We start from the raw sequence: 14327 nt of genomic DNA, 5'->3' as shown, positions 1-14327 counted from the left end.
GACCCTTTGGTCCGCTCGATGGTCGGCGTGCTGGTGATCGCCGGCACGCTGGTCGGTTGCGCATCCTCGCCTCCGGGCGGTGGTGTGCAGGTCGTCGATCGCAACCAGCGTGATCGTGTCACCAGCGGGCAGTACATCGTGCGCCGCGGCGACACGTTGTGGTCCATCGCTTTCCGCTTCGGCTGGGACTGGCGCGATCTGGCCCGCGTAAACGGCATTCAGCCGCCACATGTCATCTATCCCGGCCAGCGGATTCGCTTCAGCGGCGGCGCCACCCGAACGGCGGCTGCTACACCGCAGCCTGCGCCCAAGCCTTCTTCCAGTCCCGCCCCATCCACTCCGGTCGTGGTCGCCAATCCGGTGCCGCGCCAGCCAGCGATCACCACGCAATCTAAGCCTGCGGTTAGCCAGCCGGCGCGCACTCCGGTTACGCCTGTGACCCGCTCTGCAAGCGGTTGGGCGTGGCCAGCGAACGGCACGATCATCGGTCGTTTTTCCTCAAACGGTAGTTTGAATAAAGGAATTGATATCGCTGGGGATTTGGGACAGCCTGTCCTGGCTGCTTCTGATGGGACTGTTGTGTACGCCGGCAGTGGATTACGGGGTTACGGCGAACTTGTGATCATCAAGCACAGCGATACCTATGTAAGCGCCTACGGACACAACCGCAGGCTGCTGGTGCGGGAGGGTCAACAAGTCAAGGCTGGGCAAAGTATCGCCGAGATGGGATCGACGGGAACCGACCGGGTGAAGCTGCATTTCGAGATTCGTCGCCAGGGCAAACCCGTAGACCCGCTGCAATACCTGCCAAGACGTTGACCTGTCGCCTGCCTGTTCCAGCACTAGGTTGGGCTTGAGCGTAGCCAGGGACCCGCGCCGCTTGGGCCTGTTGTCGAACCCGGAACAGGACAAGAATAAAATGGCACTTAAAGACCACGCGCTGGAGTTTGACGTCGACGATGCGGTTCTGCTCATGGAAACGCCGATCCACTTCGACCAGAAAGACAAAGTGACCAAGGCTGCCAGTGCAGGCAGACCCAAGGCCACATCCAGCAAACAGCACAAGTTCATCGACTACAACCGGGCGCTAGATGCAACCCAGTTGTATCTCAACGAAATCGGTTTCTCCCCCCTCCTGACCCCCGAAGAAGAAGTGCATTTCGCGCGTTTGGCGCAGAAAGGCGATCCGGCGGGGCGCAAGCGCATGATCGAAAGCAACCTTCGCCTGGTGGTGAAGATCGCCCGACGCTACGTCAATCGCGGTCTTTCCCTGCTCGATCTGGTCGAGGAGGGCAATCTCGGTCTGATTCGCGCGGTGGAGAAATTCGACCCCGAGCGCGGCTTCCGCTTTTCCACCTATGCCACCTGGTGGATTCGACAGACCATCGAACGGGCGATCATGAATCAGACCCGCACGATTCGCCTGCCGATTCATGTGGTCAAGGAATTGAACGTCTACCTCCGGGCCGCTCGCGAGCTGACCCAGAAGCTCGACCACGAACCCAGCCCTGAAGAGATCGCCAACTTGCTGGAGAAGCCGGTCGGTGAGGTCAAGCGCATGCTCGGGCTTAACGAACGCGTCACTTCGGTGGACGTGTCGCTTGGCCCGGACACGGACAAGACGCTGCTCGATACACTGACCGACGATCGCCCGACCGATCCTTGCGAGCTCCTGCTGGATGACGATCTGTCCTACAGCATCGACCAATGGCTGTCTGATCTGTCCGAAAAGCAGCGGGAGGTGGTTATCCGTCGTTTTGGCCTGCGCGGCCATGAAGCCTCGACGCTGGAGGAGGTGGGGCAGGAGATCGGCCTGACCCGCGAGCGTGTTCGCCAGATTCAGGTGGAGGCGCTGCGTCGTCTGCGCGAGATTCTCGAGCGTAACGGCCTGTCGAGCGACGCGCTGTTCCAGTGACATCAATGTCGTCGGGTCTGGTTGCCGGGCCCGACGACAATCCCGCCGCTGCTGCACTCTTCCTGACCCCTTACACACGCGGCCTTGGGTCGATCCCTTGGCTTAATCCGCCGCGGTCGATTTTCCTGGTTGTCCTCTCCCTGTGTACGCATTTGCTTACAAGCGTTGTAAGCAAAGCCCACGAAACAGCTACGGCGACCGGCGATTTATGCCCGGCTAACTACGCAACTTACTGATTTTTATAGAACTTATTAGATGCTCTGGATGGTCCAGGCAGTGCTGCGGCTGGATGCCACAGCTTGTTGTCGTCACGCCGATCATTAATATCGCACCCGTGCTCAGGGATTAGCGCGGCCTTCAGGATGAAGGTCAAGGACCGCCGCAGGAAGCGGTGTCATCTAGGAAGATGAGAAGGGATACAGGGAACAAGGAAGGAGGCGGGCGGGGTCAAACCCGCCCCTTTTTTTTGCCTGCGAGAAACTCCCGCTGAACCGAGTGGCCGGGGCACGGCCTAATGGGAACAGTCCATCAGCGGAGAACGACATGAACGGCGACCAGCACAACGACCAGCCCACCAAAGAGCAGGACGACGTGACCCGTCGGCCGGATGAGGCTGACGAAGATCAGCTCGATGAGGCTATCGAAGAAACCTTTCCAGCCAGCGATCCGATCTCGCCCTGATCAACCGGAGGCGCACGCTCAAACGGCTTGTTCCTTCCCCTCCGTACGCATCAATAGCGCAGGCATGATATGCCTGCGCAACAGCGGCGCCACATCCTCCCTCGCGCATGGCGCGATCTCCATCCAACCCAGTTCTTCCAGTTCGGCCTGCACCTTCACTGCGTGGGGCAGGCGTCCGATGAACACATCCGCCTCCACCTGATGGTCCGGCTCGTTGGCAGCCGGTGCGCGGAAGTGCCCGAACGACTCGAGGTCATCATCCTCGAGCCTCAGGTCGAGTTCTTCATGAAGCTCACGCTTGAGGGTTTGCAGAGGTGTTTCGCCCGGCTCTGCCTTGCCCCCGGGGAGCATGAAGAAGCGGGTGCTGCGTTTGCGCACGACCAGGAGGCGTCCGCGTTCGTCGATCAGGCAGGCGATGGCGATGTTCAGGGTTGCAGCTGGCATGGGCATCATCCTTCGGTCATGGAGCAGGGCAATCAGTGCCTTGGTCCGTCGGTAGCGGGCCAGTCGGTCGGCCAGGGTGTCAGGCAGCTGGTCCGTCATGACGAAGCCAAGTCGCGTATAGAAATCCAGAAGTTCCGGTTTACAGAACAGCCAGACCGGTCCGCTGTTCGACATCAGCGCTTCGCGTACAAGCTGCGCGCCGATGCCGCGGCTCCGCTGCGAAGGGCTCACCAACAAGCCGGTCAGAAAATGCCCATCCGCTACTGGCGTCAGGCAGAGCCCACCGAGGATAGCGCCGCGCCGGGCCACCCAGCATGTGGCCTCGGGACGTATGCGGTTACGGCTGTTGTGGGCTCGATAGAACCTGACCAGCAGCGGCTGCAGAGCCTTGGGGAGCGGCGAATAGTCGAGAGTGGGCATGACCGACCGTGGATTCTTCGAGGGCGCTAGTCTAGCGCCTGAGCTGCGATCGCCATACGCCCTGTATCCGACCGCTGCCGTTCATCCGTTCGCTGCATCTTTTCCGTCGTCTTGGCGCTCTCACCCTTAGCGTTTCCAACGACAGGAATAACAACATGTTGGATCTACTGATTGTGCTCGCATTCGTTTTCTACGGCCTTTCGGCAGGGATGCGCGCCCGCTCCAAAGCCTCGCAGAGCCTTCACGAATACTTTCTTGCCGGACGAACCATCAAGGGCTGGCGCGCAGGTGTGTCGATGTCCGCCACGCAGTTCGCGGCCGATACGCCGTTGCTGGTCAGCGGTCTGGTCGCGACTGCCGGGGTTTTTGCGTTGTGGCGGCTGTGGATATATGGGTTGGCATTCCTGCTGCTGGCATGGGTATTCGCCTCCGGCTGGCGCCGTGCCGGGGTGCTCACCGACGCCGAACTAACTCGTGTGCGCTACAGCGGTCCCGCAGTGGTGCCGTTGCGGCTGTTCAAGGCGATCTATTACGGCACCGTTATCAACTGTGTGGTGCTGGCAATGGTACTGGTCGCGGCCATTCGCATTGCCGAGGTGTTTCTGCCATGGCACGAGTGGCTGCCGGGCGGCGTCTACGCGGTGATCATGGGCGCAGTGGAAGCCAGCGGCATACGGCTTGGTGAGAGCATCAGTGGGCTCGATCAGCTGACGACCAGCACCAACAATCTCATTTCGATCCTGTTGATCCTGACCTTCACGGCGATGTACTCGATCACCGGAGGCCTGCGTGCGGTGGTGCAGACCGATGTCATGCAGTTCAGCGTGGCGATGCTGGGTACGTTGGTATACGCCTGGTTCGTGGTGGACGCGGCCGGTGGACTGGGCGGCCTGACCGATCGGATCGTCGAGCTGTATGGCAGCGAGCAGGCGGCCAAGATGCTTTCGTTCTCGCCGCCGAGCAATGCCGGCGAGGCGCTGACGCCATTTCTGGTGATCGTCGGTTTGCAGTGGCTGTTCCAGATGAATTCCGACGGTACCGGATACCTGGCGCAGCGCAGCATGGCTTGCCCGACAGATCGTGAGGCGCGTATTGCCGGTTTGGTATTCACCTGGCTGCAGATATTCCTGCGCAGCCTGTTCTGGCTGGCGATAGCGATCGGTCTGCTGGTGCTGTATCCGTTCAGTCCAGAAGAGATGAGTGGTGAAGGCTTCACCGCTGCGCGCGAGGCGCTGTTCGTCACCGGTATCGAAGAATTGCTACCGCCGGGTTTCCGCGGGTTGATGCTGGTGGGCCTACTGGCGGCCCTGGCGTCGACCGTGGATACGCATCTCAATTGGGGCGCTTCGTACTGGAGCAATGATGTCTATGGTGGGGTCGTCGCGCCGAAGCTGCTCAAGCGCAAGCCCAAGGACAAAGAGCTGGTTCTGGTTGCGCGTCTTTCCAACGTGCTGATCCTGCTGATCGCGATGGTCATCATGGCCAACCTCGGTTCGATCCAGACGGCCTGGTTCATCTCCTTGCTGTTCGGTGCCGGAATGGGTTCGGTGCTGGTACTGCGCTGGCTCTGGGAGAGGATCAATCTGTACTCCGAGCTGACGGCAATGATCGCATCGCTGATCACCGCCCCCTTGCTGCTCTACTACCTGGGCACCGATCCGGAGCGGGAGTGGATACGTCTGGGCATCATGTCCCTGGTTACCTGCAGCGCCGCGATTCTGGTCAGCTACATCACCCCACCCACGGACAAGGAGACGCTGGATCGCTTCTATCGCAGGGTGCGGCCGTTCGGCTTCTGGGGGCAGACCGCCGTGCGTTGTGGCGTCTCGCGCCGGGAGTCGCTCAAGGCCCTCGGTGTACGCCTGTTTGCGGTAGGCGTTACGGCGCTATCGGTCTACACGTTATTGATCGGCGTGGGGCGGTTGCTGTTCCCACAGCCGGAAGGAAGTTCTGCGCTGGCGTGGATATGTATCGCCGTTGGGTTGGCCTTGACACCCGTGTGGATGTATCTCGCGTTCAGCCGTTATTTCGATGATGAACGGGAAGATGATGCGCTTGAACTTCACGAGAAGAGTGCGGATGTGGCTGGCTGATTTAATGGACAGGTTTATATGTATATCACGCAACGATTCTATAATTGCCTTTCTAATATCTATTTGAAGGCAGTCGTGCTGGCATAATAGTATCGCGTTCTAGGCTAAATTTATAAAAATCATCGAATTGACGCTTTTTTCTATTGTTTTGCATGAAAAGCCGGTCATTCGTCGATTCCTTTGAGCAGTCTCAGGGTTTACATGCTTGCCTCAGGAATACGCATTGCTATTGCGTATTTCATAACAAGCACAAAAGCAGAGGTGCCGTCATGAATCGACTTTTCAAAACTTCCTTAATGGTTGCCGCTATGCTTCCGGCTGTTGCCGGTGCGGCTCCCATGACCGGTGACAAGGAAATCACATTGGGTGGTGCAGGAAGCAGCGACAAGGACTTTGACGATACTGTTTTTTCCGTACAGGGAAGTTGGGGTCAGTATTTAAGCGAATCTTCTCTCTGGGGTGTCCGGCAGACTGTCAATGCGCGTGATACCGAGGGAGAAAGTGTCAAGTTCGATGGCTCGACTCGCGTCTTCTATGACTATCACTTCGGCACTGGCAAGGCACGGCCTTTCATCGGTGCGAGCATTGGTGGTGTCTACGGTGACCGGGTAGACGAGACGTTCATGGCGGGGCCGGAAGTCGGCTTCAAGTACTGGGTTCAGGACAAGACGTTCATTACCGCGATGGCGGAATATCAGTTTCTGTTCAAGAGCGGCAGCGATGCACAGGATCGATATGATGACGGAGTGTTCCTCTACAGCATCGGTGTTGGCTTCAACTACTGATCAGGACATGCGCGATGTCGCCCGACATCGCGCATGCTAAATTGCCTGTGTCTTCGTAAAAGTGCCGTTTCGCTTGTTTTTGGAAAAAGACTCTCAGGTTTCAACCAGTTGCTGCAGGAAGTTCTTCAGCGCAACGCCGGGTTCATCGTCTTCCGATGCAATCATGCGAATGCCCCATTGTCTCAACACTTCTTCCTGAACCGGGTTCGGCTTGTGTGAGAACACATATGAAATGGGCCGGACACCGAGCGTCTCGTGTTCGTTCCATATCTTCGACAGCTTGTGAAATAGCAGACGTATATTGGTATCGGAAAGACTGTATCCGATAAACAGAACGGCCTTGCTCAATGTATCGGCGCGTAACTTGATATCCAGCGGCGTTTCGAACTGCAGGCGCTGGTAGTAGCTGGTCTCGTCAAGCACGATCGAGGCGTCATCATCGAAGTCACCGTGGAACTTGACGATCTGCCTGACGCCATCACGGGCCTTGGTCAGGTCACTGGCGTTGGCGATCTTTATGTAGTCCACCGCATGGACGTCATGGGCGTACTCCAGCCAACGGTCATAGTTGGTGGTATAGATCGCCGGAAAACGGCCACGCACGATCAGCCGATGAATTTCCGAGTCACGTATTTCGATGTTGCGATGCCACTCGCGGTCCATCCAGCTGCGCAGCGGGCCGATGCTGCCTTTCTTGATCCGGTAGTACTCGGCCAGGGCGAGGAAATTGCCGTATGTGTTGAACACCTCCGGGTCGTAGTCGAGCTGCACGGCGATCTCGTCGATCAGCTCCTTCCACGGCGGCAAGCCAATGTTGGCGGATACGCCGGAACCGACGAAAAGGATCAAACGATTGTTCCGGTACGCCTCGCGGAGCTGGTCCATGGTTGCTCAGGACTCCCGCAGATAGGCGACGAAGGCGTCGAGTGCGCGTCGGCGCATGGAAAGGCCGTTCTTTTGCGTGCCCAGCTGCGCGAACGTCTGGGTCTGGCCTTCGGGAATGAACACGTCGTCCCATTCGAAGCCGCCATGCCCGGCTGGCGACGGTGCGATGCGCCCTGCGACCACGCCTTCGAAGAAATGCCGTTTGCGACCGTCGCAATAGCCGATCAGGGTCCGCGCCTCGACGGCCGGATCGTCCAGCCGCCCGATCAGCTCCGAGAATCGCTCGGCCTGCAGTCGGTCCCAGAAGATCTGCGTCAGCCCGCCGGGAAAGCCGTTGAGGCTGTTGATGAAAAGCCCGGTGTGTTCGACGAAGACCGGTTTACCGATCATCTTGAAGGCGACCAGCAGCTTGTCGCTGACCAGCTGGTGCAGGTCCTCGGTACGCAGCTCCTCGATACGGATGGGAAAGGGCTTCACCTCGATTCCGCTGGGCTGGAGAATCTCGCAAACCTCGAGGATCTTCTGCGGGTTGATGGACGCGAAGCGGATTTTCATGGAACGAGCCAGCTCCGGTTTCGACGGATGAATGCTGCCGCCACGACGGCCGCCCTTGTCTGTATGACGCAAGGTGAGTGGCTCGGTTCTCCTGCCCAGCGGATTAATCGATCAGGCGCGCCTATGGACGTTGCAGCGCCACGTCTTAAACGAATGACATTGCAGCCTCTGGCGGGGAGGGCGCTTCAGCTCCGGCCCGGACGCATCGGGCAGACTGCCTGCACCTGACGGATGCGCTCGGCGGGGACGCGCAGCTGCCGTAGCAGGTAATCGGCGAACTCTGGCGTGAATGGCTGACGGGCGATGGCCTGTTCCATGCAGAACAGCCAGGCATCGCGTTCGGCTTCGCCGACCTGCCAGCGGGTATGGAACTGCGGAATGCTGATGCCGCCATACTTCTCTGCGTATCGCTTCGGGCCGCCCAGCCAGCCGCTCAGAAAGCTCGCCAGCCGGTCCCGGGCGTCGCTCACGTCCGCCGGATACATTGCACGAACGCCCGCGGCCTCTGGCGCCAGGTCCATCACCTGGTAGAAGTCCGCGACCAACTGTTGCAGGCCCGGTTCGCCGCCGGCTGCCTGGAACGAGGCGTCGCCGACGCCGAATGCGGGACCTTGATCGGGGTTCATCAGACTCGTCTCTGGCTCGTTGAAAGGGCGCGAGATGATGCGCGCTTGTGCCAGATCAAAACAAGTGCGAGCAGCGCCCGCAACGCGCAGGCAGCTGGTCTAAGCTGAAGGTCCACACAACAGCGGAGACAGGAAATGCGCAGGCTTCTGGTTGCATACGATGGTTCGGACAACGCCAAGCGCGCCCTGCAGTATGTCGTCGATCTGGCGCGGGATACCGGGATCGCGCTACAGGTGCATGTGGTCAACGTTCAGCACGAACCGATCATCTACGGCGAATACGTGACGTCGGCGATGATCGATGAACTCAACAACGGCCTGATGGCCAAGGCGCGCTCCGTGCTCGACGAAGCGGCAGCCGTGTTGCAGGCCGGCGGCCTGAGCTGCGAAACCCATGCGCTGCTGGGCAATGTTGCCGAGCAGGTCAACGACGCGGTCAAGCGGCTGGGCTGCGACACGGTGGTGATGGGCACCCGTGGTCTGGGCAGCTTCACCGGGATGCTGATGGGCTCGGTGGCGAACCGGGTGATCCATGAGGTATCGGTCCCGGTGCTCTTGGTCAAGTGAGCTGAATGCCGGTCTGGCCGATCAGTCCTGCTTGCCCTTGAGCAGATCGGCCAGGTTGGCGAAGGCCTTGAAGGTTTCCTTCGGGCCCAGGTCGCTGCCCGGCCTGGCTTCGGCCTGGTACTGGTTGTCGGTGTAGCGGGAATGCTCGTTGTCGTGGCAGTACAGGCAGAGCAGCTCCCAGTTCGAGCCATCCTCGGGGTTGTTGTCGTGGTTGTGGTCCTTGTGGTGGACCGTCAACTCGCTCAGGCGCTTGCCGGAAAATTCCCGCGCGCAACGACCGCAGACCCAGGGATACATCTTCAGTGCTTTTTCCCGATAGCCTTGTTCGCGCTGACTGTAGGGCGTGGTCGGTTTGCTGCTGCTCATGGTGAATGCTCGCCGGGTTCGTTGTTCGTCAGGGCCCATCCCCGCGTCGGCATCGCCACGCGCGGGAACAGCCCCAAGTAAAGTCGATGGCTGTCAGCCCGCCAAGCCGACGTAGACGTTCTGCACGTCATCGTGGGCGTCGATGGCCTCGAGAAAGGCTTCGACTTCTTCCAGTTCGGCACCGGACAGGCTGACCGGATTCTTCGGACGATAGCCCAGTTGCGCGGACTGCACGGTAAAGCCGAATTCCGGCAGCGCCTTGCACACGGCGTCGAGATCGGTGGGTTCGGTGATGAACAGCGTGCTGCCTTCGTCGGCTGCTTCGAAATCCTGCGCACCGGCCTCGATCGCGGCCATTTCCGCATCGGCGTCGCCTTCAGGCGCGGCTTCGATCATGCCGACGTGGTCGAAGTCCCAGCTCACCGAGCCGGAGGAGCCCAACTGGCCTTTGCGGAACAGCACGCGGATTTCGGCAACGGTGCGGTTGACGTTGTCGGTCAGGCACTCGACGATCAGTGGCACCTGATGCGGCGCGAAGCCTTCGTAGAGTGTGCGTTCGTAGTGGACCACCTCACCGCTGAGGCCAGCGCCTTTCTTGATGGCGCGCTCCAGGGTGTCCTTGGGCATCGAGGCCTTCTTCGCCTGTTCGACGACCAGGCGCAGACGCGGATTCATGTCGGGGTCGGCACCGCTGCGGGCTGCGATCATGATTTCCTTCGACAGCTTGCCGAAGATCCTGCCTTTGGCGTTCGCCGCCGCTTCCTTATGCTTCGCTTTCCACTGTGCGCCCATGCTCGTCCCCGTCTGAAGTGATGAAGTCAGGCGCGGATTCTATAGCGTATTCCGGCCTTGCGTCGCCGGTGACGGTCAAGCCTAGCCTGTGCTGCCCGTGTCAGGGCGATGGGCGGTTGCTCCGCACTGTGCCGCTCAATTTGGCAGTCACTGTATGGCACGCTCACCGGAAGCGACGTCTTTAATGCACCTTTTACGCAACAGGGTGCGTCGCCATGTCGCCTCGGGATCTGCTGCTCGCGCTGGTCGTCATCGTCGTCTGGGGCATGAACTTCGTGGTGATCATGGTCGGCCTGCACGACGTGCCGCCGATGCTGCTTGGTGCGTTGCGTTTCATGCTGGCGGCCGTGCCGGCGGTGTTCTTCATCAAGCGTCCGCAGGTGCCGTTGCGCTGGATGCTGGCCTATGGGCTGACCATCTCGCTCGGGCAGTTCGCCTTTCTGTTCACCGCGATGAAACATGGCATGCCGGCCGGACTGGCCTCGCTGGTGCTGCAGTCGCAGGCGTTCTTCACGCTGTTCTTCGCGGCGCTGTTTCTCGGCGAGCGACTGCGCGCTGCCAACTTGCTGGGACTGGTCATCGCGGCCTGCGGTCTGGCGATGATCGGCGCGCAGACCGGCCTGGGCATGACCCTGAGCGGTTTCGTGCTGACCATCTGCGCGGCGTCGATGTGGGCGCTGGGCAACATCGTCACGCGCAAGGTCGGCAAGGTGAACCTGGTCGGGCTGGTGGTATGGGGCAGTCTGGTGCCGCCGCTGCCATTCCTGGCGCTGTCGCTATGGCTCGAGGGGCCGGCGGTGATCGAGGCGGCGCTGCGCGGCATTGGTTGGCAGACGATTCTGGTGCTGGCCTACCTGGCATTCGGCGCGACGATTCTCGGCTATGGCCTGTGGAGTCGCTTGCTGTCGCGTTACCCGGCGAGCCAGGTGGCCCCGTTCTCGCTGCTGGTGCCAGTGGTCGGGCTGACGTCAGCCAGCGTGTTGCTGGGCGAGCGGCTGGGGACGCTGCAATTGGGTGGGGCGTTGCTGGTGATGCTCGGCCTGGCGGTGAATGTTTGTGGTAGCTGGTTGTTCGGTCGGTTGCGTCTGGCCAGGGTCTGAAACGCCCGGCATCAGACCGGGCGTCGCAGCGATAAGGCTCAATGGGTGGCGGCGTGGGCGCCGAGCAGCGTAGTGCCCGAGCCACTCTTCTTGTCGCGCTTGGCCATCCGTTTTTCTTGCGCCGTTTTCATCGGCTTTTTCTTGCCGTTCTTCTTTGCGTCCATTCCCTTGCTCATGGTGTTCACCTCTGATTGCTGGCTGGACATGTCCTGATGTGCAAAGGCCTGACTGTCGCTGCTGGAGCGAAGCCTGTTTCCGGCCTGTGTCTTCCATGACCGCTGCAGTATGGCACTGCTGGGCTGCATTGCACGCACTGCTTTGCTTAGGGTCTGTTCCCGTTTCGTCGCAAGCCGCGTTGCTGCGCCAAATGGCGCCATGCCCGGGCGGCGTTCCGCAGGCGCGGGACGAAGGTAATGGTGGTTCCCTTGCCAAGTCCCGCAACGCCGCATGGCGCCATTTGCCGCGCACGAAACGGGAACAGACCCTTGGTATCAGTCGAACAGGCTGTGCTGGTCGCGTCGCCCACGAAGGGCGTCGTAGCGCTGGCGGAAGATCGCCCGGTAATGCAAGGCCAGAGGAGGTAGCTTCGCCAGTTGCTGCAGGCTGTCTTCAGTCAGGTTCTGATCGAGAAAGCAGCGCCACAGGTGCGCGACGCTGATCTGCGGGTGCGGGCGCTCGAGCAACTGCAACGTGTCGCCAGGACGCACGGTGCTTGGCTCGATGGTCCGATAGAGCCAGCCGGTGCGGCCGCTCCCCGACAGCTCCCGTGCCAGGCCACGCACACCGTGACGGTTGTCCAGCCTGATGCAGGGCGAGCGCGGCTGACTGATCTCGATCAGCGCGGTGCCCCAGCGAAGAAGATCGCCGATGCATACCTGCTCTTCGTCCAGCGCCTGGCTACCTAGGTTCTCACCGAAGGCGCCGAGGCCAAGCCGCGCGCGCAGCGGCGGGAAGCGCTGCGACCAATACTGATAATGCTGGGTCGGGTAGTGGCAGAGGCTGCGATCCGGCCCGCCATGAAAACGCCGATCGGCGATCCGATCACCCTGCAGGCCATCCAGGCCCAGCCACAGCGGGCCGTCGCTGGCTTGCTTGTCCATGGCGGTGGCTCTGCGACTATCCGGCAGCGGCGAAAACTGACGGCACAGCAATGGGCCGTCGACCGTCCAGGCTCCGAGCGCGGTGCGTGGCGCCTGCAGGGTCACGGCTGCTGTGCTCGGTTGAGCTGCTCCAGTTCGCGGCGGACCATGGCGGTGTATTCCGGTGGGCTGAGCTGATACAGCTCGGTGGCAACCCAGGCCAGCCAGCGCGAGCCCAGGGCCGCTTGCCGGTCCAGCAGGCGTTGGGCTTCGGCGCGGGCGCGCTCGGCATTGTTCTGATGAAAATCTGCTCGACTCACGAATCGTCTCCGTCGCCATACTCGGCGATGAAAGGGGCAGCGATGGTAAACCCGGAACGCTCGCGTTAGGCTCGATGGCTATTCTTTTTGCGCCGCGAGAACGATGCATGCCGGTGTCCATGAACTTCAAGCACAAAATCTCCCGCCAACGCCCCTATGGCAAGGCCGAGGCGGGCCTGCGGGTCAGCGATGGCAGCCTCGACGCCGTGCTGGACCAGCTGGAGAGCGATCGCGGGCGCATCATAAACTCGGCCGCGGTGCGCCGCCTGCAGCAGAAGACGCAGGTGTTTCCGCTGGAGCGCAATGCCGCGGTGCGCAGCCGCCTCACCCATTCGCTGGAAGTGCAGCAGACCGGCCGCTTCATCGTTCGCACCCTGTACAAGCAGCTCGGCCACGGCGCCGCGGAGTTCGGCCTGGACGGACTCGAGCCGGCGTTGCAGAGCCTGGTCGAGATGACCTGCCTGATGCACGATATCGGCAATCCGCCGTTCGGCCATTTCGGCGAGTACGCCATCGGCGAGTGGTTCGAGCGCAATCTCGACGGGCTGTTCACGGCCGCCGTGACGCCGGGGCAGGGCGATGCCGAGCTGCGCAAACGGATGCTGGTCGATCTCAAGCACTTCGAAGGCAATGCCCAGGCGGTTCGCCTGGTGGTCTCGCTGCAACGCCTCAACCTGACCTATACGCAGACCGCCGGACTGCTCAAGTACGTCCGTCCGGCCTATCAGGCCAAGCCCGCGAAAGGCACGCCAGGCGCCTACCTGCTGAAGAAGCCCGGCTTCTATCTGTCCGAGGAACCCTTCGTGCGTGCGCTGCAGGCGGCGCTCGATCTGCAGCCGTGCACGCGTCACCCGCTGGCCTACGTGATGGAGGCCGCCGACGACATCGCCTATTGCCTTGCCGACATCGAGGATTCGGTGGAGAAGGGCATCTTCAGCATCGAACAGCTGGCGCAGCTGCTGCTCGCCAAGTTCGCGCTGCATGGTTCGGTCGATGCCCCGGTGCCGGGCCCGGAGCGCAGTTTCCGGGGCATGGTCAACTACGCGCTGGAGCGCGCGCAGAAGGAGCCGATCAACAAGGCCGGCGAGTTCTTCATCTGGCTGCGGGTGAACATGATCCACCCGCTGGTGCAGCACGCTGCGCGGCAGTTCATCGACAACATCGCCGCGGTTTATCACGGCACCCTGGATCGCGCGTTGCTGGAGGACGACAGCCTGCCCAACGCCATCGTGCAGACCTTCAAGGATGTCGCGATGGAGCACGTGTTCTGCCACCGCGAGGTGGAAACGTTGCAACTGCAGGGCTATCGCATTCTCCAGGGCCTGCTCGACTTCTATGCGCCGCTGCTGCGCGTGCCGGCCACCGTGTTCGATGCACTCAGCCTCGGCGCCTGCCGCAGCGAACCTCACCTGCAGATGCTGGCGCGACGCCTGCCCAACCAGCTCGTCAAGGCCTACCACGAAGCGCTCAAGGAGCACGCTGAACAATCGGCGGATTGGCCTCTGTGGGAGTTCTACTACCGCAACCGGATGCTGCAGGACTACATCAGCGGCATGACCGACCAACTGGCTCAGGACGAGTATCGGGCCCTTTCCGCCCTCTGAGGGTGCGCTGCACCAGAACTGCCGCTGCGCTTGGTACGCGCCTTGCTTTTGCTTGGTGCAGCAGTCGTCGTGCGAGCCCCGCAATGGCGCACGAC

General features: G+C 61.1%; 17 protein-coding genes. 8 read left to right on the top strand and 9 right to left on the bottom strand.

The genetic code is table 11. From position 1 onward, the window contains the following. Positions 1-18: 18 nt before the first annotated feature. From LLJ08_RS13700 to LLJ08_RS13690, 3 genes are all read left to right on the top strand, one after another. Complete coding sequence (locus LLJ08_RS13700; RefSeq protein ID WP_228207279.1) at positions 19-819, top strand: peptidoglycan DD-metalloendopeptidase family protein; 801 nt, start codon at positions 19-21, stop codon at positions 817-819. 100 nt (positions 820-919) lie between these two features. Next, positions 920-1915: an RNA polymerase sigma factor RpoS gene (gene rpoS, locus LLJ08_RS13695; protein ID WP_228207278.1), complete on the top strand. Its 996-nt coding sequence runs from the start codon at positions 920-922 to the stop codon at positions 1913-1915. A 543-nt stretch (positions 1916-2458) separates the two neighbouring features. Then, positions 2459-2596 carry a hypothetical protein gene (locus LLJ08_RS13690; RefSeq protein WP_003299325.1) on the top strand — a complete coding sequence of 46 codons (138 nt, stop codon included), beginning with the start codon at positions 2459-2461 and terminating at the stop codon, positions 2594-2596. Positions 2597-2614: 18 nt separating this feature from the next. On the opposite strand, the gene LLJ08_RS13685 is transcribed toward LLJ08_RS13690, so the two are convergent. Continuing rightward, positions 2615-3460: a GNAT family N-acetyltransferase gene (locus tag LLJ08_RS13685; RefSeq protein WP_023443768.1), complete on the bottom strand. Its 846-nt coding sequence runs from the start codon at positions 3458-3460 to the stop codon at positions 2615-2617. A gap of 155 nt (positions 3461-3615) precedes the next feature. Here LLJ08_RS13685 and LLJ08_RS13680 point away from each other — a divergent pair, with 155 nt between their 5' ends. Further along, positions 3616-5553 carry a sodium:solute symporter family protein gene (locus tag LLJ08_RS13680; protein ID WP_228207277.1) on the top strand — a complete coding sequence of 646 codons (1938 nt, stop codon included), beginning with the start codon at positions 3616-3618 and terminating at the stop codon, positions 5551-5553. A gap of 269 nt (positions 5554-5822) precedes the next feature. Further along, positions 5823-6338 (top strand): hypothetical protein, encoded by a 516-nt coding sequence (locus tag LLJ08_RS13675; RefSeq protein ID WP_014819933.1) that lies wholly within the window; start codon positions 5823-5825, stop codon positions 6336-6338. Between the two features lie 93 nt (positions 6339-6431). Here the strand turns inward: LLJ08_RS13675 and LLJ08_RS13670 are convergent, their stop codons facing one another. The 3 genes from LLJ08_RS13670 to LLJ08_RS13660 all read right to left on the bottom strand — a co-directional run bounded on the left by LLJ08_RS13670 (position 6432) and on the right by LLJ08_RS13660 (position 8404). Next, positions 6432-7223, bottom strand: a complete 792-nt coding sequence (locus tag LLJ08_RS13670) for an SIR2 family protein (protein ID WP_228207276.1) — start codon at positions 7221-7223, stop codon at positions 6432-6434. 6 nt (positions 7224-7229) lie between these two features. Next, positions 7230-7778 carry a non-canonical purine NTP pyrophosphatase gene (locus LLJ08_RS13665; protein WP_228207275.1) on the bottom strand — a complete coding sequence of 183 codons (549 nt, stop codon included), beginning with the start codon at positions 7776-7778 and terminating at the stop codon, positions 7230-7232. 185 nt (positions 7779-7963) lie between these two features. Next, positions 7964-8404, bottom strand: a complete 441-nt coding sequence (locus tag LLJ08_RS13660) for a group II truncated hemoglobin (protein ID WP_228207274.1) — start codon at positions 8402-8404, stop codon at positions 7964-7966. Between the two features lie 135 nt (positions 8405-8539). On the opposite strand from LLJ08_RS13660, the gene LLJ08_RS13655 reads away from it, so the two are divergent. After that, positions 8540-8971 carry a universal stress protein gene (locus tag LLJ08_RS13655; protein WP_003299314.1) on the top strand — a complete coding sequence of 144 codons (432 nt, stop codon included), beginning with the start codon at positions 8540-8542 and terminating at the stop codon, positions 8969-8971. A 21-nt stretch (positions 8972-8992) separates the two neighbouring features. On the opposite strand, the gene LLJ08_RS13650 is transcribed toward LLJ08_RS13655, so the two are convergent. Then, a complete protein-coding gene (locus LLJ08_RS13650; RefSeq protein WP_003299313.1) occupies positions 8993-9337 on the bottom strand; it encodes a YajD family HNH nuclease in 345 nt (114 codons plus the stop codon). Positions 9338-9430: 93 nt separating this feature from the next. After that, a complete protein-coding gene (locus LLJ08_RS13645; protein WP_014819936.1) occupies positions 9431-10129 on the bottom strand; it encodes a YebC/PmpR family DNA-binding transcriptional regulator in 699 nt (232 codons plus the stop codon). Between the two features lie 215 nt (positions 10130-10344). On the opposite strand from LLJ08_RS13645, the gene LLJ08_RS13640 reads away from it, so the two are divergent. Further along, entirely contained in the window at positions 10345-11229 is an 885-nt protein-coding gene (locus LLJ08_RS13640) for an EamA family transporter (protein ID WP_023443773.1), read from the top strand. Between the two features lie 38 nt (positions 11230-11267). Here the strand turns inward: LLJ08_RS13640 and LLJ08_RS13635 are convergent, their stop codons facing one another. The 3 genes from LLJ08_RS13635 to LLJ08_RS13625 all read right to left on the bottom strand — a co-directional run bounded on the left by LLJ08_RS13635 (position 11268) and on the right by LLJ08_RS13625 (position 12628). Beyond that, positions 11268-11534, bottom strand: a complete 267-nt coding sequence (locus LLJ08_RS13635) for a hypothetical protein (protein ID WP_041013570.1) — start codon at positions 11532-11534, stop codon at positions 11268-11270. A gap of 186 nt (positions 11535-11720) precedes the next feature. After that, positions 11721-12434 (bottom strand): MOSC domain-containing protein, encoded by a 714-nt coding sequence (locus LLJ08_RS13630; RefSeq protein WP_419585748.1) that lies wholly within the window; start codon positions 12432-12434, stop codon positions 11721-11723. Then, the gene (locus LLJ08_RS13625) at positions 12431-12628 is read right to left on the bottom strand and encodes a hypothetical protein (protein WP_014819940.1); all 198 of its coding nucleotides are present in this window, start codon (positions 12626-12628) and stop codon (positions 12431-12433) included. Before LLJ08_RS13625 ends, LLJ08_RS13630 begins: the two co-directional genes overlap by 4 nt. Before the next feature lie 107 nt (positions 12629-12735). Between LLJ08_RS13625 and dgt the strand changes: the two genes are divergently transcribed. Then, positions 12736-14232: a dGTPase gene (gene dgt, locus LLJ08_RS13620; RefSeq protein WP_228207272.1), complete on the top strand. Its 1497-nt coding sequence runs from the start codon at positions 12736-12738 to the stop codon at positions 14230-14232. The last annotated feature ends 95 nt before the right edge of the window (positions 14233-14327 follow it).

The organism is Stutzerimonas chloritidismutans (assembly GCF_020783375.1).
In the GTDB taxonomy this organism is placed as follows: Bacteria; Pseudomonadota; Gammaproteobacteria; order Pseudomonadales; family Pseudomonadaceae; genus Stutzerimonas; species Stutzerimonas kunmingensis.
Note: the sequence above shows the minus strand (reverse complement) of the source record. Positions and strands in the feature narration are given on the sequence as shown.